The 24,806-nt window shown below is 68.4% G+C and carries 20 protein-coding genes; 15 read left to right on the top strand and 5 right to left on the bottom strand.

Features of this window, described 5'->3' with window-relative positions; all coding sequences use genetic code 11:
- Positions 1-43: 43 nt before the first annotated feature.
- Entirely contained in the window at positions 44-514 is a 471-nt protein-coding gene (locus ACX114_RS17040; protein ID WP_459299148.1) for an RICIN domain-containing protein, read from the bottom strand.
- 154 nt (positions 515-668) lie between these two features.
- Here ACX114_RS17040 and ACX114_RS17035 point away from each other — a divergent pair, with 154 nt between their 5' ends.
- Both ACX114_RS17035 and ACX114_RS17030 read left to right on the top strand, forming a co-directional pair.
- The gene (locus ACX114_RS17035; protein WP_459299147.1) at positions 669-3,029 is read left to right on the top strand and encodes a DUF6861 domain-containing protein; all 2,361 of its coding nucleotides are present in this window, start codon (positions 669-671) and stop codon (positions 3,027-3,029) included.
- Between the two features lie 7 nt (positions 3,030-3,036).
- Positions 3,037-3,423: a hypothetical protein gene (locus ACX114_RS17030; protein WP_459299146.1), complete on the top strand. Its 387-nt coding sequence runs from the start codon at positions 3,037-3,039 to the stop codon at positions 3,421-3,423.
- A 9-nt stretch (positions 3,424-3,432) separates the two neighbouring features.
- On the opposite strand, the gene ACX114_RS17025 is transcribed toward ACX114_RS17030, so the two are convergent.
- Positions 3,433-4,230 carry an endonuclease/exonuclease/phosphatase family protein gene (locus ACX114_RS17025; RefSeq protein ID WP_459299145.1) on the bottom strand — a complete coding sequence of 266 codons (798 nt, stop codon included), beginning with the start codon at positions 4,228-4,230 and terminating at the stop codon, positions 3,433-3,435.
- A gap of 159 nt (positions 4,231-4,389) precedes the next feature.
- Here ACX114_RS17025 and ACX114_RS17020 point away from each other — a divergent pair, with 159 nt between their 5' ends.
- The 6 genes from ACX114_RS17020 to ACX114_RS16995 all read left to right on the top strand — a co-directional run bounded on the left by ACX114_RS17020 (position 4,390) and on the right by ACX114_RS16995 (position 10,378).
- Positions 4,390-5,571 (top strand): SH3 domain-containing protein, encoded by a 1,182-nt coding sequence (locus ACX114_RS17020; protein ID WP_459299144.1) that lies wholly within the window; start codon positions 4,390-4,392, stop codon positions 5,569-5,571.
- Positions 5,568-6,113 carry a hypothetical protein gene (locus ACX114_RS17015; protein ID WP_459299143.1) on the top strand — a complete coding sequence of 182 codons (546 nt, stop codon included), beginning with the start codon at positions 5,568-5,570 and terminating at the stop codon, positions 6,111-6,113. The genes ACX114_RS17020 and ACX114_RS17015 overlap by 4 nt, the downstream gene beginning before the upstream one ends.
- 112 nt (positions 6,114-6,225) lie before the next feature.
- On the top strand, positions 6,226-6,762 hold the full coding sequence (locus ACX114_RS17010; protein ID WP_459299142.1) for a DinB family protein: 537 nt from the start codon (positions 6,226-6,228) through the stop codon (positions 6,760-6,762).
- A gap of 42 nt (positions 6,763-6,804) precedes the next feature.
- Positions 6,805-7,134: an ArsR/SmtB family transcription factor gene (locus tag ACX114_RS17005; protein WP_459299141.1), complete on the top strand. Its 330-nt coding sequence runs from the start codon at positions 6,805-6,807 to the stop codon at positions 7,132-7,134.
- Positions 7,131-9,581 carry an ATP-binding cassette domain-containing protein gene (locus ACX114_RS17000; RefSeq protein ID WP_459299140.1) on the top strand — a complete coding sequence of 817 codons (2,451 nt, stop codon included), beginning with the start codon at positions 7,131-7,133 and terminating at the stop codon, positions 9,579-9,581. The genes ACX114_RS17005 and ACX114_RS17000 overlap by 4 nt, the downstream gene beginning before the upstream one ends.
- A 44-nt stretch (positions 9,582-9,625) precedes the next feature.
- On the top strand, positions 9,626-10,378 hold the full coding sequence (locus ACX114_RS16995; RefSeq protein WP_459299139.1) for a class I SAM-dependent methyltransferase: 753 nt from the start codon (positions 9,626-9,628) through the stop codon (positions 10,376-10,378).
- Here the strand turns inward: ACX114_RS16995 and ACX114_RS16990 are convergent.
- Entirely contained in the window at positions 10,365-10,943 is a 579-nt protein-coding gene (locus tag ACX114_RS16990) for a hypothetical protein (protein ID WP_459299138.1), read from the bottom strand. The two genes, ACX114_RS16995 and ACX114_RS16990, sit on opposite strands and share 14 nt — an antisense overlap.
- A gap of 86 nt (positions 10,944-11,029) precedes the next feature.
- On the opposite strand from ACX114_RS16990, the gene ACX114_RS16985 reads away from it, so the two are divergent.
- Together ACX114_RS16985 and ACX114_RS16980 are read left to right on the top strand one after the other, a co-directional pair.
- Positions 11,030-11,530, top strand: coding sequence for a hypothetical protein (locus ACX114_RS16985; RefSeq protein WP_459299137.1), 501 nt, complete (start codon positions 11,030-11,032; stop codon positions 11,528-11,530).
- A gap of 26 nt (positions 11,531-11,556) precedes the next feature.
- Entirely contained in the window at positions 11,557-12,015 is a 459-nt protein-coding gene (locus ACX114_RS16980; RefSeq protein ID WP_459299136.1) for a hypothetical protein, read from the top strand.
- 50 nt (positions 12,016-12,065) lie between these two features.
- Here ACX114_RS16980 and ACX114_RS16975 read toward each other — a convergent pair whose 3' ends face one another.
- Both ACX114_RS16975 and ACX114_RS16970 read right to left on the bottom strand, forming a co-directional pair.
- Positions 12,066-14,021, bottom strand: coding sequence for a discoidin domain-containing protein (locus ACX114_RS16975; protein WP_459299135.1), 1,956 nt, complete (start codon positions 14,019-14,021; stop codon positions 12,066-12,068).
- Between the two features lie 58 nt (positions 14,022-14,079).
- Positions 14,080-14,325, bottom strand: a complete 246-nt coding sequence (locus tag ACX114_RS16970; protein WP_459299134.1) for a hypothetical protein — start codon at positions 14,323-14,325, stop codon at positions 14,080-14,082.
- A 210-nt stretch (positions 14,326-14,535) separates the two neighbouring features.
- Here ACX114_RS16970 and ACX114_RS16965 point away from each other — a divergent pair, with 210 nt between their 5' ends.
- The 5 genes from ACX114_RS16965 (at position 14,536) to ACX114_RS16945 (ending at position 24,748) form a co-directional block, all read left to right on the top strand.
- Complete coding sequence (locus ACX114_RS16965) at positions 14,536-15,117, top strand: hypothetical protein (protein WP_459299133.1); 582 nt, start codon at positions 14,536-14,538, stop codon at positions 15,115-15,117.
- A 156-nt stretch (positions 15,118-15,273) separates the two neighbouring features.
- Positions 15,274-18,027 carry a TonB-dependent receptor gene (locus ACX114_RS16960; RefSeq protein ID WP_459299132.1) on the top strand — a complete coding sequence of 918 codons (2,754 nt, stop codon included), beginning with the start codon at positions 15,274-15,276 and terminating at the stop codon, positions 18,025-18,027.
- A gap of 1 nt (position 18,028) precedes the next feature.
- Entirely contained in the window at positions 18,029-18,952 is a 924-nt protein-coding gene (locus tag ACX114_RS16955) for a hypothetical protein (RefSeq protein ID WP_459299131.1), read from the top strand.
- A gap of 151 nt (positions 18,953-19,103) precedes the next feature.
- Positions 19,104-22,700, top strand: coding sequence for an InlB B-repeat-containing protein (locus ACX114_RS16950; protein ID WP_459299130.1), 3,597 nt, complete (start codon positions 19,104-19,106; stop codon positions 22,698-22,700).
- A 77-nt stretch (positions 22,701-22,777) separates the two neighbouring features.
- Positions 22,778-24,748 carry an ankyrin repeat domain-containing protein gene (locus tag ACX114_RS16945; RefSeq protein WP_459299129.1) on the top strand — a complete coding sequence of 657 codons (1,971 nt, stop codon included), beginning with the start codon at positions 22,778-22,780 and terminating at the stop codon, positions 24,746-24,748.
- Positions 24,749-24,806: the final 58 nt, after the last annotated feature.

Genomic DNA, 24,806 nt, shown 5'->3' with positions numbered 1-24,806 from the left:
GGAGAGGATCAAGCCTCGGCGCTCGCGTCAAATGATCTCTGCGTCAGTCGTGTGACCAGGCCTGGGTCGTCCCGCCGTCACACTGGAGCTGTTCGACCTGGACGTCGTGCCCCAAACGCTGGGCCGCGAGGCAGAGGTTGCTCTTCACGTTCACCGTGCAGGGAGCGCCTCCGCACGTATCGAACCTCCACTTCTGATTCTCGGAGCCGTCGCATTCGAACTGCTTGATGTCCGCGCCCGGCGTCGTCCTCGCATGGTCAACGCCCATGCACTTGTCGCTCTTTCCATTCACGATGTTGAAGACGCCCTCCGCTACGGGTTTGGAGGTCCACTGCTGATTCGGCTTGTCGTCACATCGGAAGAGCTTGACGGCCGCGTCGTCCTTCTTGCTGGCGTGGTCCACCCCCATGCAGTAGTCGGCCTGCGCATTCTTGAGCAGCCGGGCCTCCACGCCGTCTGGCGCCAGCAAGCACAGGGCACCGATCCCCAACAGCAGCATCATCGAACGCTTCACCTCGACCTCCAGGAATGGATGAACCTCAGACGATTCAGGTGGGGTGGAGCCCTGGCGGCTGCCAAGAGACAGCGGACCAGGCGCTCTCCCTGCCACTGGTCCGCCCCTGGCCAACTGGCTAGCATCCATCGCACCCGTCACCTGAAGGGAAGCCATGTCGAAGCAGTGGGTACTTTCCGGCGGCGGGGCCACCTACGTTGTCGTCCTGTGGAACGACGCGGAGGCGAAGAACACGAGCCGCCGGGTGGCTCCCGCCGTGATGCAGATGTGCCTCGACGGGTGGATGCGCACGCACCGGCAGGCCGTCCGGGAGATGTACACCGCCTGCGCGGCGACGCCGGGCTCCGCGACGTGGCCAGCCGACCCCGTGATGAAGCAGCGCCTGGCGGATGCCTTCAAGACGGGGAAGCTCGTGGGGCTGACGCGCGCTAACGCCCCAGCGGTCATCAAACCCGCGGCGCCCCTCCCCGTGCGGACTCCGGACGCCCCGCCCGCGCATGGGGTGGGCGTCGTCATGTGGAACAAGTCGCCGCCCCTCCAACTGCGCTCCAGTCCCGAGCAGGGCAACAACGTCCTCGGGACCCTGGCGTTCAACACGCCCGTGCAGGTGATCGCGCAGATGCCCGGCGGCTGGCTGTCGGTGAGCACGCGGGATGGGCGCGTGGGCTTCGTCTCCGGCGACTACGTCTGGTCCGCGCCGCGCCACCCGATGCCCGAGCCGAACGCCCGGCTCCACCGCGTCGCCAGCGGCGTGAGCGGCACGGCCATCGCCATCGCGGAGACGTACTACGGCGACGTCGCGCACGCGTGGGGCGCGGACCTGCGCTTCTTCGTGGCCGTGCTCGCCCAGGTCAACCGGCGGGCCATTCCCAACACCACGGCGGGCTGGAAGTCGCTCGAGTTCAAGGCCGACACGTACATCTGGATCCCCAGCAAGGACTTCGCCAAGGGGCTGCGAGGGTCGGTCAACTCGGGCTCGTACAGCTTCAACGTGGTGGACGCGCTCGCGTCCGGCTTCCAGCGGGTGGCCGAGCTGCTGAGCGACATCTGGGAGGCCATCAAGCTGTCGCTGAAGTACATCCCCGAGGCGGTCACGCGGCACGTCGAGCAGGCCCTGCGCACCGTCCTCATCGCGCTCCTCGAGATGGCGGTGGGTGCCATCCTCTTCCTCGCCATCTGCACGGCGGTGGGCGCCGCGCTGGGCGCGCTCGCGGGCGGTGCCGGTGCCGCGCCGGGGGCGGCCGCGGGGTTCGAGGTCGGGCTCGCGCTCCTGGAGTGGATGGGATTGGCCTTCCTGGCCAAGTGGATCTTCGACTCGCTCAAGAAGATCGGCTCCGCGTTCGGGAAGTTCTTCAGCAAGGTGTGGGACGCGCGCGGGAACGCGCAGCGGCTGGACGAGGCGGCGCTGGAGCTGGCCGAGACCATCGGGGTCCTCGCGGGCGTCCTGGTCGAAGTGCTGGCGATGTGGGCCGCGGCCAAGGGCGTTGGCGCGGCGCTCAAGGCGCTCAAGGGCACCGCTGTGGAGAAGGCCTTCGGCTCGACCCGCCTGGCGTCGTGGCTCAAGGAACGCGCCGCCAATCACACCGCGGGCAAGTCCCCGGTGCCCGGTCCCCGCCAGGTCGCCAGACGCCTGCGCGAGCGCGAAAAGCCCCCCTCCCCCACCATCGCGGAGCTCGCCGAGCAGGCCGCGCCCCTGTACGAGAAGGAGCTGGCGCCCGCTCGCAACCTGATTGCTCGCGTGTTCAAGGAGATGGGCTCCGTGCAGGCGCGCGCGAAGGATCCCGTCTCCGCGGCCAACCGGTTGCAGCGCGCGGTCGACCGGTTCGGGGCGAAGGTCTCCACCGTCCAGGAGGCCATCGCCAACCTCTGGGATGCCATTGGCACGCGGCTCGTCCTGTCGGACACGTCACCGGCGGCGATGACGCGGGTGGTGAACCGGCTCGCGGAGGCCATCCGGCTGGGGGAGATGGAGGTCATCGAGATCAACAACCTCCATGGGCCCGGGGGTAAGCCCTATTTCACCGCCGAGCACCTGGAGGCGTTGCAGATCGCGGCGATGGAAGGCGGGAAGCCTCCCCTGCGCATCACCGAGTCCAAGCTGATGGACAGCGGCTACACGGTGGTGTGCGCCTACCTGAAGCACGGCAACGGCGTGCGCGGCGAGTTGCAGATCATCGGCAAGGAGGTGCTGACGATCGCCAACGCGGAGCACATCCCCTACGACGTGTTGCTGGGCAAGCCGCTCGTGCGCAACGTGCCGAAGGCCGCGGAGGTCGAGCTCCAGGCCCTGGTCAAGCCCGTGGAGGCCGCCATGTCCTCGCTGACCAAGGCGCAGGAAGCGCAGTATCTCCAGTACCTCAACCAGGCCTACATCCACGCCCGCATGATGGAACTGGGGCAGGCATCCAACGCGCCCCCGCTGCCTCCGGGGCTGAGCCCGGTCTTGAGCATCGAACGGATCCAGGCGCTCGAGCGCTCCATCGCGGCCATCAAGGCCAGGTACAACTCTCCCTGAGGTCCCCATGCAGATCGTCCTGAACGAACAGAAGCTGCAACAGGCGATTGGCGCCGCGCTCCACGAGCTGTCGGGGCGTGCGCTCCAGGGCGTGCCCGACACGGGAACCTTCACCGCGGTGAGCACCCGCTTCGCGGGCGGAACGCTCGTGGACGGCGTGGGCGACGTCGAGTTCCGGGTGGCTCCGCTGAGCGGAGACAAGGGCAAGCTGGAGCGCTTCTTCGAGGTGCGGGTCTCCACCCCCAGCGGAGGCAGTCATTCCTCCACCTGGGTGTTCTACGGAAAGACGGCCGCCCTCAAGGAGGTGCTCAAGAACGAGGCGCCCCTGAAGGGGAAGATCCGCGCGGCCATCGTGGCGGAGGCGGAGTCCCTCCAGCGCAACGAGCTGGGGTAAGGCGGTGCCTCAAGCGTCGCTGAAGCTCGCGGTCAGGGCGTGATGGTCGGAGGCGGTGCCTACGTCCACCACCTGAGCCGAGCTCAGCCGCCGGGCCAGCGCGGGCGAGGCGAAGACGTAGTCGGTGCGGAAGTCGATGACCTCACCCTCGCGCTGGCGCCGGGCGGTGGCCCACTGGGAGGAGCCCGGCTTGAGACGCAGCGTGTCCCGCCAGCCGAAGCCCTCCAGGTCGTCGATGACGTCGAAGCGCGGCGGGTGGCCATACTTGTCCACCCTGGCGCGGCGGACGCGATCCGCCAGGTCCACCGGATAGGGGTCCGAGCGCGACAGGGAGTTGAGGTCTCCGGCCAGGATGAAGGCCCGTGAACCGAAGGCCGAGGGCTCGATGAGGGAGCGCAGGTAGCGCGCCTCCACGAAGCGCAGGGACTCATGGTGGGAGTCGAAGTGGGCCGCGAAGATGGTCAGCGGCTCCGCGCCTGTCTCCAGCTCGCATTCGAGGAGGCAGTGGCCGATGAAGTGGGCATCCGCGTGGGCGCGGACCGAGCGCAGGGGCCAGCGGCTCGCGATGGCGACGTGGTAGCGGCTGCCACTGGGACGGGCACGCGCGGCGCCCAGCCGCACGTGGGCGTCGGTGGCGGGGAGGTTGAGCGCGGCGGCGACCTGACGGAGCCGCTCGCCGTCCTCCCAACCCAGGCACTCCTGCAGCACGAGCACGTCCGGGTTCTCACGGGCGATGAGGGCCAGGAGCAGCGGCATCCGCTCCTCGCCTCCCATCAGGATGTTGAGCGTCATCACCTTCAGCGGCATGCCGGACAGACTACCCCTGCGGGCGCCCAGCGGGGCTTTCGTTCACGGCGCGTCTCTTTCTACCCACCCCACCATGAATCCAGACAGTGACTCACATCGCAAGGGATAGAACGGGATGTAGTATCGTGGCGCTGAACCATACGAACACGGGTGGATGCCATGCCATTCGAAGCTCAGCAGCCCACCACCTATCCCTGGCCTGGCAAAGTCATTCCTTGGAGTGCCGCGCTCAGGCACGGCCCGGCCAAAAGCACTCGTACGCTGGCGGATCTGCCACATGGAGAAAACGTCCAGATCGTTTCCAGCTCGGGCGGCTGGCTTTACGTTGAGTGCCGTCACGAAAGCCGGATGCCCTTGAAGGGGTACGTGTCACGTGAGTTGATCAAGCCCGTCCAGCCCGCACACCCGACCCCGGCCGCCTCTCAGAACGCCAGGACGGTCGTCACAGCGCAGCACTTTGGCTCCCCCGTCCAGCAAGTTCACAGCCCGGCCCACGATCCCTCTGTCGCATTTCAACTCACCCAACCGAAGATCATCGCCGTCGCCACGGACACCTATTTGAAGCCTACGCATTTCATCGCGGACCCAAAGCTTCCGGGCAAGCACGTACTGGGGTTCGGCCAGGACCTTTCGTTCGCAACGGGACGTGCGCAACCCCATGGACCCAGCGTGGGTACAACTCCCGCTGCCCTGGATGGCAAGATGCGGCGCCTGTTGAAGAAGTTCGCGAGCAATGACACCCGAGGCAAGGCTCGGCGGCTGTTTGATGCCTTTCTCAAGCCACAGCGCGCCCTGCTCTTCTGGAGTGACACTGGCCTCACCGCGGATGCGGAGGCTCATCCCAACATCACCACCTTCGTCCATCGAGCACTGTCCGCACCGAATTCGCCGGAGCGTACAGTGGGACAGGTGCGAATCCATCAGGCGCTCGAAAAAGTGGGCTGGAACATCAATGCGGTCACGCCCGTAACAGGCTTGGGCGTACCCGCGTTCAACGAAGGCAGCCCCGCATGGCATACAGGTGATTTCAGCAATGGGCTGGGGGTGATGATCAATGGCATCCAGCACGCCGTCATCGTCGCAAAAGAGTATCGGCTCAACCGAACCACCAGCGAGTACACCATCAAACTGGAGTATGTCTTCTACGACGTTTTTGGTCTGGATGATGACGACCTGCAAGAGTATGGCGCGGACGGCGGACTCGACACCGACGCGTCACAAGGCATTACGGCCTGGTGGCAGCTACAATTCCAACATGGGTATGTACCGCTCATCACCCGAATCGCCTTCGAGCGGGAGTTCAGGGTTCCCGTTCCCGCCGCAGGAGCCGCACGCCGATGACCGCCGCACGTTGGGAGAACCCGGGCGCAATCGGACTTGGTGCGCTGCTGGCGGGCCTGCTCGCCGCGCCTTGGGTTTATGTCGTCGCCTTCAATGCGCTCTTCGCGTTTCCACCACCCTTTGCCTTGATGGTGGCCCCCCTATTGCTCGTAGCAACATTGGACCTCGGACTGGAGGCGTTCGCACGGCTCCAGGGGTTCACCCGGCTCCGGCGACTTGGAGCGGCCCTGTCGGTAGGCAGTCTGCTCACGAGCCTCTGGGTACTGTCGGGCTTCACGCTGATGACCGATTCCGAGCGGCTGGGTTTGCTGGCGACTGTTTGGCTCGGGGCCTCACTGGCCTGCCTCATCATCTTGTTGGCGATCGGCGTTGCTGGCCCTACGGTGCTCCTCCGTTCGCGCCTGGACTCACCGATAAGACGGCGAGCCGCGCTGGCCGTGGCGCTACTGCTGTTCGGTGGTCTGTTCGCGCTCTGCCTTCACTACTTGTTGACGCCCGCGAGCTTCATCGGGGGTCCGCCTTCGCCAGTTCCCATTGGATGAGAGGCCGAAGCCCCTCAGCCGCACCTTCTACACTCCCCCTCGACCTCGTCGCGGGGTCGTCACGCCTTCGTGAGGTGTGTGCGGGCTGCGGGAATCGTGAAAGGCTCTCTCCATGGACTCTCAGGAGAACAGCGGCCTGCGAAGCGTGTTGTTGACGCAACTCGACACGGCCTGGGCGCTCACCCAATACCATCTCAATGGGCTCACGACGCGGGAGTGCCTCCTGCGGCCCGCGCGGAAGGGCCTGCACGTGGAGCAAGGCCAGGACGGCGTCTGGCGCGCGGAGTGGCCGGAGTCCGAGGGCTATGACATCGGACCCGCGTCCATCGCCTGGCTGACCTGGCACATGGGCTTCTGGTGGTCGATGGTGCACGACCATTCGTTCGGCACGGGTGCGCTGAAGCGAGAGGACGTGCACTGGCCCGGAACCGCCGAGGGCGTCCAGGTATGGATCACACGCCTGCACGACCAGTGGCGGACCTCCGTCATGGACCTGGACGACGCCGAGCTGCGATCGTCGAAGCGCACCCGCTGGCCCCTGGAGGGCAGGCCCTTCGCGGACATCGTCGCGTGGGTGAACCTGGAGCTGATGAAGAACGCGGCGGAGCTGGGCTACGCGCGCTTCGTCCTGGCCGTGGCGGACAGATAGGGGAGGCTTGACTAGCCATAAGCATCCACTTATGCGTCCCGCATGCAGCGCGTGGCCGTGGCCGAGGACAAGATATTCCAGGCGCTGGCGGACCCGAACCGCCGGGCGATTCTCGTGTCCCTCACGCGTGGCGAAGCGGCGGTGAAGGACCTCACGGCGCGATTCGACATCTCGCAGCCCGCGGTCTCCCAGCACCTCGCTGCCTTGAAGGACGCCGGTCTGGTGAAGGGCCGGCGTGAAGGGCGTTGCACCTACTACCAGGTGGATCCACGCGGAATGAAGCCGCTCATCGACTGGCTCGCGCACTATCGCGCGTTCTGGTCGGAGCACGTCGACCGCCTCGAACAACTGCTGGAGAAAATGGACCCATGACCTCCTCCGACAAGATCGCCTCGCAGCACCGTTCGAATCCCGCGGACAGCCATGACCTGATCCGCGTCCAGGGTGCTCGCGAGAACAACCTGAAGGACGTCAGCGTGGAGCTGCCCAAGCGGCGGCTCACCGTCTTCACCGGCGTCTCCGGCTCCGGCAAGTCGTCGCTCGTCTTCGGCACCATCGCCGCGGAGTCGCAGCGGTTGATCAACGAGACCTACAGCGCGTTCGTCCAGGGCTTCATGCCCACGCTGGGCCGGCCCGAGGTCGATGTCCTGGAGGGACTGACCACCGCCATCATCGTCGACCAGGAGCGCATGGGCGCCAACTCCCGCTCGACGGTCGGCACCGCGACGGACGCCAACGCCATGCTGCGCGTGCTGTTCAGCCGCCTGGGCAAGCCGCACATCGGTTCTTCCAACGCCTTCTCCTTCAACGTCCCGTCGGTCCGCGCCACCGGAGAGATGACCGTCGAGAAGGGCGAGGGCAAGACCGAGAAGAAGGTCTTCAACGTCACCGGCGGCATGTGTCCGAAGTGCGAGGGCATGGGGCAGGTCAGCGACATCGACCTGACCCAGCTGTATGACGACAGCAAGTCGCTCAACGAGGGCGCCATCACCATCCCCGGCTACACCGCGGATGGCTGGCTCGTGCGCATCTTCGGGGCCTCGGGCTTCCTCGACCCGGACAAGCCGATCCGCAAGTACACCAAGCAGGAGCTCCACGACTTCCTCCACAAGGAACCGACCAAGGTGAAGGTCGAGAAGATGAACCTCACCTACGAGGGGCTCATCCCGCGGATCCAGAAGTCGTTCCTGTCCAAGGACGTGGACGCGATGCAGCCGCACATCCGTGCGTTCGTGGAGCGCGCGGTCACCTTCACCGCCTGCCCCGAATGCAAGGGCACCCGGCTCAGCGAGGCCGCCCGGTCCTCCAAGATCAAGGGCATCAACATCGCCGATGCCTGCGCGATGCAGATCAGCGACCTCGCTGAATGGGTGCGCGGCCTGGACTCGCCGTCCGTCGCCCCGCTGCTGGCGTCGCTGCGGCACACGCTCGAATCGTTCGTGGAGATCGGCCTGGGCTACCTCAGCCTCGACCGGCCCGCCGGCACGCTGTCGGGCGGTGAGGCGCAGCGCACCAAGATGATCCGCCACCTCGGGTCCTCGCTCACCGACGTGACCTACGTCTTCGACGAGCCGACGGTCGGCCTGCACCCGCACGACATCCAGCGGATGAACGAGCTGCTGCTGCGCCTGCGCGACAAGGGCAACACCGTGCTCGTGGTCGAGCACAAGCCGGAGATGATCGCGATCGCCGACCACGTCGTCGACCTGGGCCCCGGCGCTGGCACCGCTGGCGGCGAAGTGGTCTTCGAAGGCACTGTCGAAGCCCTGCGCGCCAGCGACACGCTCACCGGGCGCCACCTGAGCGACCGGGTCGCCCTGAAGCCGTCCGTGCGCAAGCCTTCTGGCGTCCTGAAGGTACGCGGCGCCAACACGCACAACCTGAAGAAGGTCGACGTCGACATCCCGCTCGGCGTGCTGGTGGTGGTGACGGGCGTGGCCGGGTCGGGCAAGAGCTCGCTGATCCACGGCTCGGTGGGAACCCGGGACGGGGTGGTGTCCATCGACCAGGCGCCGATTCGCGGCTCGCGGCGCAGCAACCCCGCGACGTACACCGACCTGCTGGAGCCGATCCGCAAGGCGTTCGCCAAGGCCAACGGCGTGAAGCCGGCCCTGTTCAGCGCCAACTCCGAGGGCGCCTGCCCGACCTGCAACGGCGCCGGCGTCATCTACACCGACCTGGCGATGATGGCCGGCGTCACCACGGTCTGCGAGGACTGCGAAGGCCGGCGGTTCCAGGCGTCGGTGCTGGAGTACAAGCTCGGCGGGCTCAACATCGCCCAGGTGCTCGACCTGCCCGTGAAGGACGCGGTCGCCTTCTTCGGTTCAGGCAAGGCGCAGACGCCTGCCGCGTCCGCCATCCTCCAGCGCATGGCCGACGTGGGCCTCGGCTACCTCCGGCTCGGCCAGCCGCTCACCACGCTGTCGGGTGGCGAGCGGCAGCGGCTCAAGCTCGCGACGCACATGGGGGACGAAGGCGGCGTCTATGTGCTCGATGAGCCGACCACCGGCCTCCACCTGGCCGACCTCCAGCAGTTGCTCGGGCTGTTGGACCGGCTGGTCGACTCCGGGAAGTCCGTCATCGTGATCGAGCACAACCAGGCGGTGATGGCGCACGCGGACTGGATCATCGACCTGGGGCCGGGCGCGGGCCACGACGGCGGACGCATCGTGTTCGAAGGCACCCCGGCGGACCTGGTCGCGGCGAAGTCGACGCTGACCGGCAAGCACCTGGCGGAGTTCGTCGGCGGCGCGTCGAAGGCCGCCGCTGGGAAGGCTCCCGAACCGACCCGTGCGCGTTCCCAGAAGAGGTCTTCCTGAAATGATAGCCTCCCCCCGGCACTCGTCCTTACACCGGGGGAATCATGGCCATCACGATGTCACCGCAGGAGTACGCCACGGCGTTCCGCATTCTCGCGGCGTCCGCAAGGCATCCGACGAACATCCATCAGATCGTCACGGAGCGGCTGTTCCCAGACCGTCCCGAGCACCGCACCCTGCTGGATGTCGGAGCGGGGGCGGGCAAGGTCGCGGAACGGCTCGCTCCGCATTTCGACTCGCTCACCCTGCTGGAACCTCATCCCGAGCAGAGCTCCGGCTTCCATCATGCGAAGGCGACGGTCCTCCCTGTCTCCCTGGAGCGGTACGCCTCCAATGACAAATTCGACCTGGTCGTCTGCTCCCACGTCCTGTACCACGTCCCTGTCTCTGAATGGGGCGCCTTCATCGACAGACTGCTTGGCTTCGTGCGGCCCGGCGGAAGCTGTCTGATTGTGATGGCCGCCGCCCGGGGTCCGACCCATGCGATGTGCCGCGAGTTCTCCGACGCCCTGCACTTCAGCGAGGAGGTCGTCGAAGAGGTGCGGCGGAAGCACCTGCCCCACGAGACGTTCCCGACGATGAGCGGGTTCGCCGCGAAGACCTTCGAGGAGATGTACACGCTCTGCCGCTTCCTCGTGCTGGAGGGGTGTTACACGGCCGCGCAACTGGCGGCCCTGACTCCGGACGAAGCACAAAGGCTCGATGCGCGAATCCGTGGGCATGCCGAGCGTTGCCTGCAGCCTGACGGAACGTACCGGCTGGAACAGGATGAGGATGTGATCCTCATCCCCCGGTAGCCGTCACGCCCACCCTGGAGGCGACGTCCTCCAGGACGTCGCGGGGAAGCCTCAGGGCCCGGCTGAACTCCGTCTTGAGGGCCTCCGGCACCGGAGGCTCGCGCGCGTCCACCGCCGCGAGCACCCGCTCCGCCCACGCGAGGAACGCGAGCCCCTGCCGCGCCAGGGATCGGGCGAAGGGAAGAAACGCCACTTCGACCCGGGGCGAGATGGGTTTCTCCGAGGCGCTCCGGTCCTCCATGCTCAGGACGTCCCCCTGGCGCCAGAGACGCATGTGGGACTCCTCCCAGGGGTGGGCGCCCGTCTCCGCCGCGCCATCGAGCAGCGCCTTCAGCGCGAAGAACCAGCTCCACGTCATCCAGAACTCGTCCACCGACCCGTCATCGCTGAAGGGCTGGCCCCCCACATCGATGAAGAAGCCGCCCTGGAAGCTGCAACAGGTCACGGACGGATGACGGAGGTACGTGTCCACCGCTTCTGCCTCCAGCCCTTCCAGGAACGGGAGCGGCACCCAGTCCGGACCGATGAGCACGCGGAACTCCGCCTGGAAGGGTGAGGGCGCCATGGGGAAGAGCGTAGTGCATCCCCCTGCATGGACAGTGTCTGGAGGGGAGAACCCGGGCGATGGGGGCTCCCGCGTATCCTGGTGTGATGAACGCCCTTGCCCTGCTCGCGCTGGTCGTCCCGGCCGCTTCGGCTGACGACGGTTCGCCGCAGCCCTGGTTCACGGTGGGCCCGCTGCTGAGCATGAGCCGCCGCCAGGAGGACACCGCCTGGGGCGTGGGCCTGGAGTCCACGCTCAACCTGGCGATGCACAACAACCGCATGGGCTCCTTCAGGTCTGGCGCCGTGGGCGTCTTCGGGCAGGGCCAGTGGATGGATGGGAATCACGCGCGGCTGTGCGGCGGAGTCCAGGGCACCTTCCTGCTCTTCGGGTTGGAGACGGGCGTGGCCCACGAGACGGGGACAGCGGCCCACCGGCCCACGACGTCGCTCCACCTGGCGCCCTTCCTCGGCTTCGTCTACGGCTCCGTGGGCCTCCGCTTCAGCCTCCCCTTCCAGGACGGGCGGGACCTGTCGGGGCGACTCCCCCATGGCCGGGAGATGGGCCTCACGCTGACCCTCAAGAAGCCTTTCTCCCCCATGCTCTGAGCGTGCCCCCCATGAAGACCGAACCCATGGAAGTGATTCACCTCGTGTTCGATGAACAGGGTCAGCGGGTGGGCGACGTGGCCTCCGTGAAGTGTGGCCTGTGCGGCGCACCCGCGCGTGGGCGGACGCTTGCCTCGGGCATGCTGGAGGGCGGTATTGGCTGGGATTGTCCCTGTGGGGGCCGGGGCGTCCGTGTCGAGCTGGTGGACCTGGACGAGGTGTATCCAGACGTCCTGGAGGCCTGGGGGCTCAAGCCCGTCAATCCCAGCCTCGCCCCACCCGAGCCCGTGGGGGAGTCCGGACTGCTGTTCGGGAGCTACGTGGACGGGCACGGCCTGCGCGCCCAGCTCTTCGACGAGGCACGACAACAGGGCGCCCAGGTCGCCGCCACCCAGGTGCGGGGGCGGATCACCACGCACAGCCAGACCTTCCCGGACTGGACCTGGGATGTGCTCTGGGCACGCCCCTTCTCCCAGCGGAATTGATGTGCGCTCGCGGCCCGGCGCGGTGCCTTGCGCCGGGCGTACCGGGATGCCTATTGCCGGTCGCTGATGCGCTGCTGCAAGAGCCAGTCGTAGAGGGACAGGTCGGCGTAGGCGGTGTCCCAGGTCGCCCCGTTGTGGCCTCCGTTGGGATAGACGGTGACGTCCCGCATCGCGCTCGCGCCCGCGCCGCACTTCGTGTCCAGCCATGTCTTGAGGTTGGTGGAGCGACCGGGCGTGTCCAGCGCCCCGTGGAAGGCCCAGATGGGCAGCGGCTTCAGCACGCAGACATTCGGGTCGTTCGTCGGCGTGGAGGTCAGCGCGATGGGGACGATCGCCGCCAGGTGCGCCGTCTGGGTCATGCCCAGTTCGATGCTGGTGTTGGCACCGCCGCTCAGGCCCGTGAAGTAGACGCGGTCCGCGTCCACCCGGTAGTTCTTCTTCGCGTCCTCCAGCAGCGCCATCAACGTGCTGGCGTTGAACCAACCGTTACCACTGTTGGTGACGGGCATGCGCTGATTGGGAGAGATGACGATCGCCTGCATCGCCGCGCGGAAGCTGGCTGAGTTGAATTGCTTCGCCAGCCCCTCGGGGTTGCTCAGCACCGCCGTGTGTTCCAGGTTGAGCGTCGAGCCGCCAATCCCGTGGAGCGCGATGATGAGCGGCCACTGGGTGGTGCGGTCGTCGTTGTAGTGCTCGGGGAGGAACACCGCCGCGTCATAGCGGGGACCTCGCGACACGGTCTGCTGGCCGGCGGCGCAGGTGGTGGGCCCCGTGGGCAGGATGGCGCCCGGCGTTCCCATCAGCTTGAGCTCCCGCAGCCGGCAGTACGGCGCGTCCTTGCACACCAGCCGGACCCGGGTGGTGACGACCGGGCTGGTGAAGGTCAGCGACTTCACCGTGCTGTTCAGCGGATTGCCCTCCACCACGGTGCCGGGAATGGTCTTCCAGCAGCCTCCGTCCCAGGCCTGGAGCTCGAAGGCGGTCATCGCATAGGAGGCGGTCGCGCTGGTGGACAGGTGCAGCTCCGCGCTCACCACTTCGTGCGGCCCCTGGAGGTCCACGTCGAAGTAGTTGTGCGTGAGGAAGCTGTAGGCGGACTCCCAACGGGTGGTGAGCGAGCCGTCCACCGCGAACGCCGGCACATAGGTCGTGCTGCTGCTGCCCGCGGAGACGGGCTTGTTGAGCGCGATGTTGGACACGGCGACTGGAGCCGTCACCGTTACGCTCACGTCGTCGGAGGCGGTGGCCCCGTCGTCATCCGTGGCGGTGAGCCGGAAGGTGGAGACACCAGCGGAGAGGCCACTCACGCTCAAGCTCGCCGTGCTCGCGCCGCTCAGCGTCGCGGTGGGCCCCGCCACCTGCGTCCAGGCCAGCGAGGCGATGGTCCCGTCCGGATCGGTCGCGCTGCCGCTCAACGTCACGCTGTTCGCGGGCAGCGTGAGCGACACGTCCGGCCCTGCGTTGGGCACTGGCGGAAGGTTCGCGGTGCTGCCGTGGGGCGTGCCGAACACCCACAGCTCCTTCACCCGGCAGTTGTCCGCGAGCGGATCCAGGCAGGTGAGCCGCACCTTGTTCGCCATCACCGGCTGCGTGAAGGTCGTGGCCACCGCGACGCTCGTGTTGGCGCTCTGGCTGGCACCCGGAATGAGCTTCCAGCCTGTTCCGTCGTCATACGCGATCTCGTAGTTCTGGATGGGCCGGGTGTCCCGGAAGCCGGTGTAGAGCTCCATCCGGACCAGGTCGAACGTGCCCTGGAGATCGATGTCGAGCTGCCGCGTCGGGTTGTAGATGCCCGGGCACCAGCGCGAGTCATCGCTGGTGATGTTCCCGTCCACCGCGTACTCCGGAAGGAACAGGCCCTGGGTGGAACTGGCCGTGGCCGGCTTGTTGAGGGTGACGTTGATCAACGCCGTTTCAACGCCTGCTCGCTGCCCGGTGAGGTCGACGGCTTCGGGTACGCCACAGCCCACCAGCGCGACCGTCAGCAGTGCGTGGAACCTTCGCATGGTGCCTCCTTGCAACGGATGAAGGCCTCACCATGCATTACTTGTTTTACTATTTAAACTATTTATTCGGACGCAATGCCCGCGCCAGGATGAGCAGCCAGCCGGTGGACTGGAGCCACCGGCGCTTGAGGGAGTGGCCGCACAGGGCAACCAGGGCCGGCAACAGGCCGCTCAGCGTGAACAGCGCCCACGGCACCACACGCTCCTGTGAGAGCTGCTCGGGCGGCCTATGGATGGAGTACTGGGTGTGCACCACTCCGTCGTGCAGCAGCACCATGTAGAAGAGTCCCGTCTGGTAGAGCATGGAGATCGCCGCAACGGCGTGGCTGAACCCTCCGAGCCGCGTCCGGCCGGTGGCCGCCGGAGCCACCCTCGTTTTGAGAGCCGACTGCGCGGGACGTGGCTGCGACTCTGACATGGTGTGCGCTCCCTCGGCTCACGGAGTCCAATACTTGCCCCCGAGGAAAGGTGAGTGCCGCACGGCGGCCCACTCCGGAGGCGGTATCCTCGTGGGATGTCTGATCTCTACGCGGTCCGTGTCCTCGGAGTGGCCCGACAGACGGTCCGCCTGTCCGTGACGCGCGTGCACCCTGACGCCGGGAAGCCCGCGCCTCACGCCGTGTTCGCCTTGATGTTGATCTACGACCCCATCGAGAAGGCGGACGACGCCGAGTTCAGCAAGTACCGGCACCTGAAGGACGCGGCGCTCGTGCGGGAGGCAGGGGGGCGCAAGGTCTTCACCGGCGAGTGGATGAACGCGAACGCCCAGGCCTTCGTGTCGAAGGTGAAGCGGTCCGGCCCCTTCCTGGACATCCAACTGACGCATCCGGCGTGGGGGGAGCACCTACGAAGGAACATGACGTGGCGGACGACCGCCTACGACGTCGGCCCGGGCCTGCCCGCCGAACCTCGAATGCCCGCCCTGGAGCAGGCGACGGCCCGGCGCGCACAGAGCAAGCACACACCGAAGGCAGGGGCCGCGGGAGCGAAGAAGGTGGCGCGCAAAGTGGGAGTGAAGAAGACCGCGACGTTGAAGAAAGCCTCGGCGGCCAAGAGCGCTGCGAAGAAGACGCCGAGGACGAAGCGAGGCGGCTGAGGGCCCCACGGCTGCCCCCGGCGGCATCCGGCCCCGGGCGGGCACCTCCGGGAGGAGCAGGCGGGCATCGCGGCGCGCACGGGCCTGTGACATTCAGTCCCGTAGGTTCTTCAGGCATGCGGAACCCGGGGCCTCATCCCGTATGCTCCGCGCCCCATGTCCCTGAACCTGAACGCCCGAAGCGCGCTCGCCGCGGCCTCGCTCCTGCTGACGCCCCCGGCGCTGGCACAGGCACCGCAGGATGGCGCGCCGCCCGCGGAAGCGGCCCCGCCCGCGCAGGCCCAGCCCGTCATCACCAGGCCTCCAGAGCTGCTGCAGCAGGTGGAGGCCCCCTACCCTCCCGAAGCGCTCGCCGAGGGGCTCACGGCCTCCGTACGCCTCATCATCACCATCGCCGCGGATGGCTCCGTGGCGGACGTGTTGCCCACGGAGCCCGCGGGCCATGGCTTCGACGAGGCGGCCATCGCGGCCGTGCGCCAGTTCCGCTTCTCCCCCGCGGAGGTGGATGGTGTGCCCGCGCCGGTGCAGGTGGAATACATCTACCACTTCACCCTCAACGCCCCTCCCGAGGAGGCCCCCAAACCGGACCAGGCCCCGGTGGCGCGGAAGGCCACGCTCAAGGGCCAGCTGATTTCGCGCGGCAGCCGCTCGCGCGTGGCCGGCGCCACCGTGCGCTGCGGTGACGACCCGGAGGCGCCCGAGGCCATCTCCGATGTGGACGGCCGCTTCTCCCTCGACGTGGCCCCTGGCGAGTGCGCGGTGCGCGTGGTGGCGTCCGGCTACCAGCTCTACCAGACGAAGGAGACGCTCCAGGAGGACGAGACGACGGAGGTGAACTTCTTCCTCGCCCCCACCGGCGGCGCGCTGGAGACGGTGGTGCGCTCCGAGCGGCCGAAGAAGGAGGTCGTGCGCCGGACCATCACGCGCCAGGAGGCGCAGCGCACACCGGGCACCTTCGGCGACCCCATCCGCGTCATCCAGACCCTGCCGGGCGTGGCGCGCGCGCCCTTCATCTCCGGCCAGCTGCTGGTGCGCGGCTCCAACCCCGGCCAGACGGCGACGATGATGGACGGGGTCGGCATCCCCCTCCTCTTCCACCTGCTCGGCGGCCCCTCGGTGGTGAACGCCGAGTTCATCGACCAGCTCGACTTCTTCCCGGGCGGCTACGGCAGCCAGTACGGCCGCGCGGTGGGCGGCATCGTGGAGGTCGGCACGCGCAAGGGCGCCGCGGACACGTTCCATGGCTCGGTGAAGGTGGACCTGCTGGACGCGGGATTCTTCCTGGAAGCCCCCATCACGGACGGCATCAGCGTGGCCGCCGCCGCGCGGCGCTCGTACATCGACACCATCCTCCCCGCCGTCCTCCCCAAGGACGAGGGCAGCACGCTGTCCGTCGTCCCCAAGTACTGGGACTACCAGCTGCGCGTGGACTTCGGCGCGAAGCGGGATGCCCGTTCGCAGGAGGAGGCCCAGGCCCTGGCGGGCAGCGGGCGCAGCACCGGCTACGTCATGGCCTTCGGCAGTGACGACCAGCTGCGCCTGGTGACCGGAGGCCCGGAGACGGAGCGCGACCTGACGGTCGACACGCACACCCTCTTCCACCGCATCAAGGGCGACTGGACCTACCGCAAGGGCAACCTCACGTCCGTCTTCACGCCGTACGTGGGCTACGACGGCACCAGCTTCAGCTTCGGCGCCGCGAAGCAGGACGGCGTGGGCTACACGGTGGGCGCGCGCGAGGTGCTGGGCCTGGAGCTGTCCTCCAACCTCACCGTGCGCACGGACCTGGACCTCATCTACGAGCACCAGTCCTTCGACGTGGAGTTCCCCGCCCCGGAGAACTTCGAGTACGTGGCCTTTCCCGGCGCCGAGTCCGTGGGCGAGCTGCTGGTGGAGCACATCGGCCTGGGCTCGTTCGACGGTGCGCTCTTCGTGGAGGCGGACCTGAAGGTGGGGAAGTTCATCTTCACCCCCGGCGTGCGCGCCAACTACCAGCGCGCGGGCGACGCCCGCAACGTGGCGTTGGATCCCCGGCTGTGGGTGGCCTTCAACGCCACCGAGCGCACCCAGCTCAAGGGCTCGCTCGGCCTCTACAGCCAGCCGGGTGAGACGTTCCGCTTCATCACCCTGCCGTACGGCAACCCGGACCTCTCCTACCAGCGCGCGTTCCAGAGCAGCCTCGGCGTGGAGCACCGGCTGACCGACGTGTTCAACGTCGACGTGACGGGCTTCTTCAACCGGCGCTTCAGCAACATCGTGGCGCCCGGGCAGCTCGTCAACCTGCCGGGCGGAGGCGTGTTCCAGGTGCCGTACTCCAACGACGGCATCGGCCGCGCCCTGGGCCTGGAGGTGATGGTGAAGAAGCAGCGCGCCTCCGCGACGGACAAGTGGTCCGGCTGGCTGTCGTACACCTTCAGCCAGTCGCTCGACGGGCGCGCGGGCCCCCTCCCCGATTCGAACGGAGGCTTCGGCGGCGGCGGCTTCGGTCCCACCGGCGACGATACGGCGTATGGCCTCAGCCCCTTCGACCAGACGCACATCCTCACGCTGGTGAGCAACTACGTCCTGGGCAACGGCTGGGAGCTGGGCGGGCGCTTCCGCTACACCACCGGCCGCCCCACGACGCCGCTCAACCACACGTTCGACCAGTACCAGGTGGACCGCAACCGCTTCAGCGGCCTGTACGGTCCCTACGCGTCCGCGCGCATGCGCGGCTTCCACCAGCTGGACGTGCGGGTGGACAAGAGCTGGCAGTTCCAGAGCTGGACGCTGGGGCTCTATCTCGACGTGCAGAACCTCTACAACGCGGAGAACACCGAGTTCACGTTCAACGACTACCGGCAGCGCCGCGAGTACGAGGTGCCCGGCATCCCCATCCTCCCCGTGGTGGGCGTGAAAGGAAGCTTCTGACATGAGAGCCCTGCTCAACACCGGAGTCCTGCTGCTGTGGGGGCTTGCGGCCATCGCCTGCGTCGAACCCGAGGACAAGCCGTCGAACGTGCACGACCTCCGGGTGCTCGGCGTCTCCACGGAGCAGCCCGAGCTCATCGCCTCCACCTGCGACCAGACGCCGGAGGCCTTCGACGAGCTCGCGGCGGAGGTGACGTACCGCGCGCTGCTGGTGGACCCCGCCGGAGAGGGACGCTCCATCCAGTACCAGTTGTGGGCCTGCGCGGATCAGGACGACCGCACGTGCGCGACGGAGGCCGACCGCGTGCTGCTCGCGGAGGGCACCACCAGCGCGGGCGAGCTGACGCTGCCCATCCGCCCCGGCGCGGCGCGGGTCGCGGGGGACAAGCTCCTCCTGGAGCGCGTGCTGGAGGAGGACTCCTACCAGGGGCTGGGCGGCATCCGCATGCCGCTGGTCCTCCGCGTGTCGGCGGGCGAGGAGGAGATCTACGCGCAGAAGCTGATGGTCTTCTGGTGCCCGGTGGTGGAGGGATTGACGGCCAACGTGCAGCCGGTGCTTCCGGGCCTGCGGGTGGACGACGTGTCCTGGCCGGAGAACGAGCCCCTGGAGCTGAGCGGCCCCGGCCCGTTCGTGGTGACGGCCGAGGACGTGACGGACCGGGAGGAGAACTACGTGGTGCCGGGCCTGCGGCTGGATGCCGTCCACCTCAAGGAGGCGTGGGAGATCGCCTGGTACTCCACGCTGGGAGAGTTCAACCTGTCGGAGACGGGCGGCGCGGACTTCGGCGGCCAGCAGGGCCGCCACCGCGTGGAGTGGGAACCGGCCGAAGGCGCGGCGGCCCAGGAGGTGACGTTCTACGCCGTGGTGCGGGACGGGCGCGGCGGCAGCTCCTGGTTGGTGCGCCGGGCTCGCTGGAGCCCTTGAGCGTCAGGGCGTGCGTGGCCCGCGAAGCAACATCCGCGGGCCGCGTAGCCTCCGGGGCAACGGGAGACGTGGCCCCCCGGGTGTGATTCCGCGCGGTTGAACGCGGCCATGTCCTTGCAGCGCATGCGGGCACTCCCACGGAGGTCCACGCATGAGACGCGCCCGACTCATTGCTTCGCTCCCCCTTCCCCAGGTCCGCCCCGCCCTGGGCGCGCTGCTGTTCGCGGCGTCGCTGTGCACGGTGACGGCAGAAGCCGCGCCCCTGCGGGTCATGCCCATGGGGCTTGGGTCCGGCACCGTCACGGGGACCGGCATCAACTGCAACAACGGCGTCGGCAGCGACTGCGACGAGACCTATAGCGCCAGCGCGTCCGTCACCCTCACCGCCACGCCATCCGCGGGGTCCTCCTTCGAGGGCTGGAACGTGGACCTGGACGAGGACCCGGCGTCCACGCCGGACTGCACGGGGAGCGGGCCCATCTGCACGCTGTCCATGGGCGTGGCGCGGTCCGTGAAGCCTGTCTTCCGGCTCGCGGCGGGCACCCTCAATGCCATCCCCGTCGCCGACCCGAGCGCCATCACGCCCGAGGAGCTCGCGGCCTATCTCAACAATCCCGCCAACGCGGCCACGAACACCGTGGCCCGCTTCGTCAGCGTCCTTCCGGAAGAGTACCGGGCCAGCCCCATCCTGATGGCGCGTTCGGAGAGCCTCCAGACGGGCACGGCGGCACACCCGCGCCTGCTGCTCTCCAGCAAGGACGCCCGGTCCGTCTTCTCCATCGGGCCCGCGCCGCATGCGTCCTATCCAGGCTCGCATCCGGACGTCATCGAATACATGCAGTGGGACGAGGCGACGAAGAACTTCCGCTTCCACGAGATCATCCTCACGGCCATCCCCCAGATGGGCTCCATCCCGCCGCGCTCGCGCCACATCGAGAAGGATGATGGGAAGTGCGCGGCCTGCCACTCGACGCGCAACGTGCTGAACCGCACGGGCATCCCCGGCACGGATGGCCTGCCGGTGGGTGTCATCAAGACGAAGAACAAGCCCAACTGGGACCCCTACGACAGCTGGGGCGGGATGCTCCCCTTCAACCGGGATCGCCTCTATCAGGGCTCGGTGGACATCGCCGCGTTCCGCAAGCTCTTCAACCCCTGGACGTGGCGGACGCAGCCGGAGGTCCGCCGGCTCATTGAACAGCTCCGGTTGCAGCCGCCCGGACGGGTTGCGATGGGGAGCGCCCACCGCATCACGCGCTATCGGGGCGGCCCCAACGACGGGACGCCTCGCTTCAGCTTCGACATGCCGGCCCCGGTGACGACCGAGCCCGCTCCCACGGGGAGCGCCCCCTCCATCGCGACGGCGTATGAGTTCAACGCGCAGCCAGGCATGGGCGCGCTCACGTCCGTCACCCGGGGCGGCCCGTACGTCACGCTGTTCCACGACTCGCCCATCTCCGGGGACGAGGGGCGCGGCGTCCAGCTCTTCGACCTGCTGGGCGGCCTGGATGGCAAGCTCAACCAGCGGCGCATCGCGGACGAGCTCGCCAGCCACCGCTGGGCGACCGGCAGCGTGTACGTGGACCCGCGCCCGGTGGCCCTGGCCATCACCAAGGGCTGCCTCACCATCAGCACCTCGCTGGACACGGTGCTGAGCAGCCCGTCGGGGCTGGCGGTGGACCTGCCCTTCTTCACGTCGCGCAACGGCTTGGGCATCAGCGCCCTGCGCGACGACACCCTGGCGCGCACCCGGAGCATCCCGCGCCGCAAGGCCGACATCGAGAAGCTCAACCTGAGCCGCGCGGGCGACCCGTACGTGATGAGCGGGACGACGGTGAACGGCCTCATCCCGCAGTACGGCGCCGCGACCAGCGCGTCGACGGACGTGTCGCTGCCCCGGCTGCGTCAGGAGGTGTTCCGCCGGCCCATCGACACCCCGGCCCCGGACTCGACGGTGATGAACGGCATCCTCGTGGACCGGGAGAACTACGACCCCAACACGGACCTGGTGACGCTGTACCGGTACTTCCTGGAACCGCTCGGCGTGTCGGTGGACAAGTGGTCGCTGGGCGTGCGCGGACGCTCGCGCGCCTATGGCTTCGCCGACGTGTTCGGCAGGTACACCGAAGCCCTGCGCACGGAGCTGGAGGCGAACCTGACGGCGGATCCCATCCCCGGCTTGGCGGCGCCCTACTCCTGCGCCAGCCTGATTCCGGCGGTGAACGCGACGCTGGCCTCGCTGCCGGCCGCGGACGCCGACCCGACGTACACGGACGTGCAGCGCATCTTCAACAAGGCCTGCATCGAGTGCCACGGCGGGCTGGACTACCCGCCGTACAAGAACTTCGGCAGCTACCTGAACCTGGCCGAGGACCAGAGCGCCCCCGGCGTGAATCCGCTCGCGGCGTCGTACGCCATCGCGGCGCCCATGGCCACCAGCCTGTCGGCACCGCTGTTCGACCGCATCACCCGCACATCGGAGGCCTGCCCCAACGGGATGATGCCGTGTGGCGGACCGCCGCTGAGCAGGACGGACGTGGAGACAATCAAGCGGTGGATCACCGGCAGCAATCCCTCCGCGTGGGGAGACCCGCACCTGACGACCATGGATGGCGTGCGCTACGACTTCCAGGGGGCCGGTGAGTACGTGCTCCTGCGCGATCCGGGGTTGGAGCTCCAGGCGCGTCACACGCCCGTGCAGACCGAGCAGCCCGTGGGTCCGGATCCGCACACCGGCCTGACGTCCTGCGCGAGCATCACGACAGCGGTGGCGGCGCGCGTCGGCCCGCATCGCGTCAGCTACCAGATGAACGCGGAGAAGCCGGAGCTGCTGGAGCTGCGCGTCGACGGCAAGCCGGTGACGCTGGACAAGGAGCTGCTGCTCCCCGCAGGAGGGCGCATCACGCCCACGGGAACGAACGGGGGCATCCGGATTGAATCCGCGGGAGGCACGCGCATCACCATCACCTCGGATTGGTGGGCGCACTACCGCCTCTGGTACATGAACATCGACGTGCAGCAGGCGCGCGCCACGGAGGGCCTGCTGGGCCCCATCGCCCCGGGCAACTGGCTGCCCGTGCTGCCGGACGGCTCCCAACTGGGGGCGCGCCCCGTGGACCTGGAGGACCGCTACGTCGGCCTGTACGAGAAGTTCGGCGAGTCCTGGCGGGTGACGAAGGACACGTCCCTCTTCGACTACGCCTCCGGCTACTTCCCCGAGGCGTACACGCTGCGCGAGTGGCCCGGGTACAAGGCGAGCGTCTGCCGCATCGAGAAGGCGCCGCCCGGCATCCCGGTGGTGGAGCCGCTGAAGGCCATCTCCCTGGAGGAGGCGGAGGCGCTGTGCAAGGGCGTGTCGAAGCAGCGCCTGCGCGACTGCGCCCAGGACGTGGCCGCGACCGGCGACCCGGTCTTCGCCAGGACGTTCATTACGACGGAGAAGCTGGGGCGCAACCTCGCGCCCGAGGCGCTGGAGATGGTGGCGCCGAAGGACAACGCCGTCTCCTCGTCGGCCGTGACCTTCACGTGGAAGGACGCGTACGACAAGGACGGGGACGCCGTCGTCTACCGGCACTGCGTCTGGGACGTGAACACCCGCTTCACCTTCGCGGCCTGCACCCAGGGCACGCCCGAGCAGTCCAGGACGGTGAAGCTGGAGGGCGGCAGGGACTACTTCTGGAAGGTCCTCGCCGAGGACGGCCGGGGTGGCACCACCGAGAGCCGCACCTGGCGCGTGACGGTGAAGTAGTCACGCGTCACGGGTGAAGAACGAGGGCCGTGGTTTGCCCGGGCAAACCACGGCCCCTCCTGGCAAGGTCTTCCGCCATGCCACGAGCCAAGAAGCCCGACACCGCCGAGCTGATGAAGAAGGCGGACGCGTTGCTGGATGAGATGCCGCCCCAGCTGGACCAGGCCATCACGCTCCTGCGCGAAATCGTGGAGGCGGACTCAAAGCACCTGCTGGCGCTGCACTCGCTCAACTGGGCGCTGGATCCGACGCGGCGCATGGAGCCCCACCGCTGGGAACGCGAGGTGAAGGCCGAGCACTGGCGCGTGCGCGACCGCGTCCTCGAACTGACCCGCGGGACGAAGCCCGGCGGAGAGCTGTCGACCGAGCAGAAGGCGCGCGCGCTGGCGCTGAGCCAGTGGGCCGACGACCTGGTGCGGCGCAAACCGACGGACGCGCAGCTCCAGCAGGCCGAGGCCGCGCTGGTGGAGGCCGAAGCCCTGCGCGACATCGCGGACCACGCCCGCGCACGCCGGGGGCTGGAAGCGTGGCACGCGCTGCGGGGAGACGCTCCGCAGCAGGGCTACCGGAAGCTGCTCGCCCTGGTGGAGGCCGCTCCCGACCCGCGCGCCCGCGACGACGAGGATCCGTTCGCGTTCCAGGGCCTGGAGGGTGCCTTCTCCGACGAAGGCTTCCACGCGTGGCTGCGGAAGCAGCGCCCTCCGGCGCGCAAGGCCAAGGCCCTGGACGACGCACTCCTTCAGGCGGCGGGGCTCGACGCGGCGCCCTTCTTCGGCCCTGGCTTCGAAGGGGAATGGCGCACGGGCCGGGTGCTGGCCCTGGTGGCGTTGGGGGCCAACCTGGAGGCCCGGGACAAGAACAAGCGCGGGGTCCTCCACCTGGCCGCGATGGTGGACGACGCATCGCTGGTGAAGGAGCTCCTGCGGCTGGGCGCTCCCGTGGACGCGACTGATTCAGCGAAGGCCACGCCCCTTCACGCGGCGGCCGAGCATGGAAGCACGGCCTGCATCGCCCTGCTGGCGAAGGGCGGCGTTCCCATGGACGCGCTCGACGACGCGGGGCGCACGGCGCTCTTCAACGCGCAGCGGGCGGACGTGGCGCGAGCGCTCATCGACGCGGGCGCCAACCCCAACGCGGGCAAGGGCTGGACGCCGCTGCACCAGCACGCGCGCTTCAAGGAGCGCGGGCCCGTCATTGAGGTCCTGCTCCAGGCCGGAGCGGATGCGGCGCGCAAGAACGCGGCGGGACAGACGCCCGCGAAGGAGGCGCTGGAGCACGGCCATCCGCACCTCGCCCGGCTCATGGGGGCCAGCGCTCCCTCGGGGAAGAAGGGCGCGCTGGACGTGCAGCCGATGCTGGACGCGCTGACCCGCAAGCGGAAGGCACTGCTCAAGGCCTGGTACTACGAGGACAAGGACGTGGACGCCGTTGAACAGGTCCTGAACCGGCTCGCACTGGAAGGCGCCACGTCGTGGGACGCGCTCGCGGCGGCGGTGCAGGGCACGCCTCCCTGGACGGCCATGGCCCTGGTGGAGCTCGCCCGGGAGGTGCTCCCGGCCGAAGCGAAGACGCCTTCCCGCACCAGGCTCCCTCGCTTCGTGCGCGGTGACCTGGTGGTGAAGGGCGACGTGCACATGGATGGGCCTTTGCTGGTGACGGGGAACCTCCTCGTGGAGGGCGTGCTGAGCAACGCAGGGCCTGAAGGCCTGCTCGTGGTGGGCGGCTTGCTACGCGCCCATGGCGTGGACACGGATGGGGAGCTGATCGTGGGCCGGGACCTGGAGGCGCAGGTCGTCTGGGGACACGGCAACGACGCGACACTTCGGGTTGGCGGCGTGCTGAAGGCCGGGGTGGTCATCGCGGATGACCACGACGTGCGGGCCAAGGTGAAGGCAACGCATCACTTCGCCTCGGGCGACTTCGACGCCACGGACGCGTCGCTCCAGGCGCTCTTCGTGCCAAAGGCTTTCGTCCGGGCGCGGCTGGACCGCGAAAGGCTGTTCAACGTCCTGCGCAAGGCGGGACGTGTTCTCCAGGGCCCGGACTGACAGGTGAGCCCTTGGACCGGCACCTCGCAGTCGTGCCGGTCCGCGGGTCAGTACTCCC

The sequence above is a fragment of the Corallococcus sp. M7 genome, assembly GCF_054512695.1.
This window is presented reverse-complemented; position numbering and strand designations above follow the sequence as displayed.

What these genes read in the sequence shown, in the direction of transcription:
- ACX114_RS17035 (WP_459299147.1), top strand. Translation starts at nt 669, where the DNA reads ATGTCGAAGCAGTGGGTACTTTCCGGCGGCGGGGCCACCTACGTTGTC.
- ACX114_RS17030 (WP_459299146.1), top strand. Translation starts at nt 3,037, where the DNA reads ATGCAGATCGTCCTGAACGAACAGAAGCTGCAACAGGCGATTGGCGCC.
- ACX114_RS17025 (WP_459299145.1), bottom strand. Translation starts at nt 4,230, where the DNA reads ATGCCGCTGAAGGTGATGACGCTCAACATCCTGATGGGAGGCGAGGAG.
- ACX114_RS17020 (WP_459299144.1), top strand. Translation starts at nt 4,390, where the DNA reads ATGCCATTCGAAGCTCAGCAGCCCACCACCTATCCCTGGCCTGGCAAA.
- ACX114_RS17015 (WP_459299143.1), top strand. Translation starts at nt 5,568, where the DNA reads ATGACCGCCGCACGTTGGGAGAACCCGGGCGCAATCGGACTTGGTGCG.
- ACX114_RS17010 (WP_459299142.1), top strand. Translation starts at nt 6,226, where the DNA reads ATGGACTCTCAGGAGAACAGCGGCCTGCGAAGCGTGTTGTTGACGCAA.
- ACX114_RS17005 (WP_459299141.1), top strand. Translation starts at nt 6,805, where the DNA reads ATGCAGCGCGTGGCCGTGGCCGAGGACAAGATATTCCAGGCGCTGGCG.
- ACX114_RS17000 (WP_459299140.1), top strand. Translation starts at nt 7,131, where the DNA reads ATGACCTCCTCCGACAAGATCGCCTCGCAGCACCGTTCGAATCCCGCG.
- ACX114_RS16995 (WP_459299139.1), top strand. Translation starts at nt 9,626, where the DNA reads ATGGCCATCACGATGTCACCGCAGGAGTACGCCACGGCGTTCCGCATT.
- ACX114_RS16990 (WP_459299138.1), bottom strand. Translation starts at nt 10,943, where the DNA reads ATGGCGCCCTCACCCTTCCAGGCGGAGTTCCGCGTGCTCATCGGTCCG.
- ACX114_RS16985 (WP_459299137.1), top strand. Translation starts at nt 11,030, where the DNA reads ATGAACGCCCTTGCCCTGCTCGCGCTGGTCGTCCCGGCCGCTTCGGCT.
- ACX114_RS16980 (WP_459299136.1), top strand. Translation starts at nt 11,557, where the DNA reads ATGGAAGTGATTCACCTCGTGTTCGATGAACAGGGTCAGCGGGTGGGC.
- ACX114_RS16975 (WP_459299135.1), bottom strand. Translation starts at nt 14,021, where the DNA reads ATGCGAAGGTTCCACGCACTGCTGACGGTCGCGCTGGTGGGCTGTGGC.
- ACX114_RS16970 (WP_459299134.1), bottom strand. Translation starts at nt 14,325, where the DNA reads ATGCTCTACCAGACGGGACTCTTCTACATGGTGCTGCTGCACGACGGA.
- ACX114_RS16965 (WP_459299133.1), top strand. Translation starts at nt 14,536, where the DNA reads ATGTCTGATCTCTACGCGGTCCGTGTCCTCGGAGTGGCCCGACAGACG.
- ACX114_RS16960 (WP_459299132.1), top strand. Translation starts at nt 15,274, where the DNA reads ATGTCCCTGAACCTGAACGCCCGAAGCGCGCTCGCCGCGGCCTCGCTC.
- ACX114_RS16955 (WP_459299131.1), top strand. Translation starts at nt 18,029, where the DNA reads ATGAGAGCCCTGCTCAACACCGGAGTCCTGCTGCTGTGGGGGCTTGCG.
- ACX114_RS16950 (WP_459299130.1), top strand. Translation starts at nt 19,104, where the DNA reads ATGAGACGCGCCCGACTCATTGCTTCGCTCCCCCTTCCCCAGGTCCGC.
- ACX114_RS16945 (WP_459299129.1), top strand. Translation starts at nt 22,778, where the DNA reads ATGCCACGAGCCAAGAAGCCCGACACCGCCGAGCTGATGAAGAAGGCG.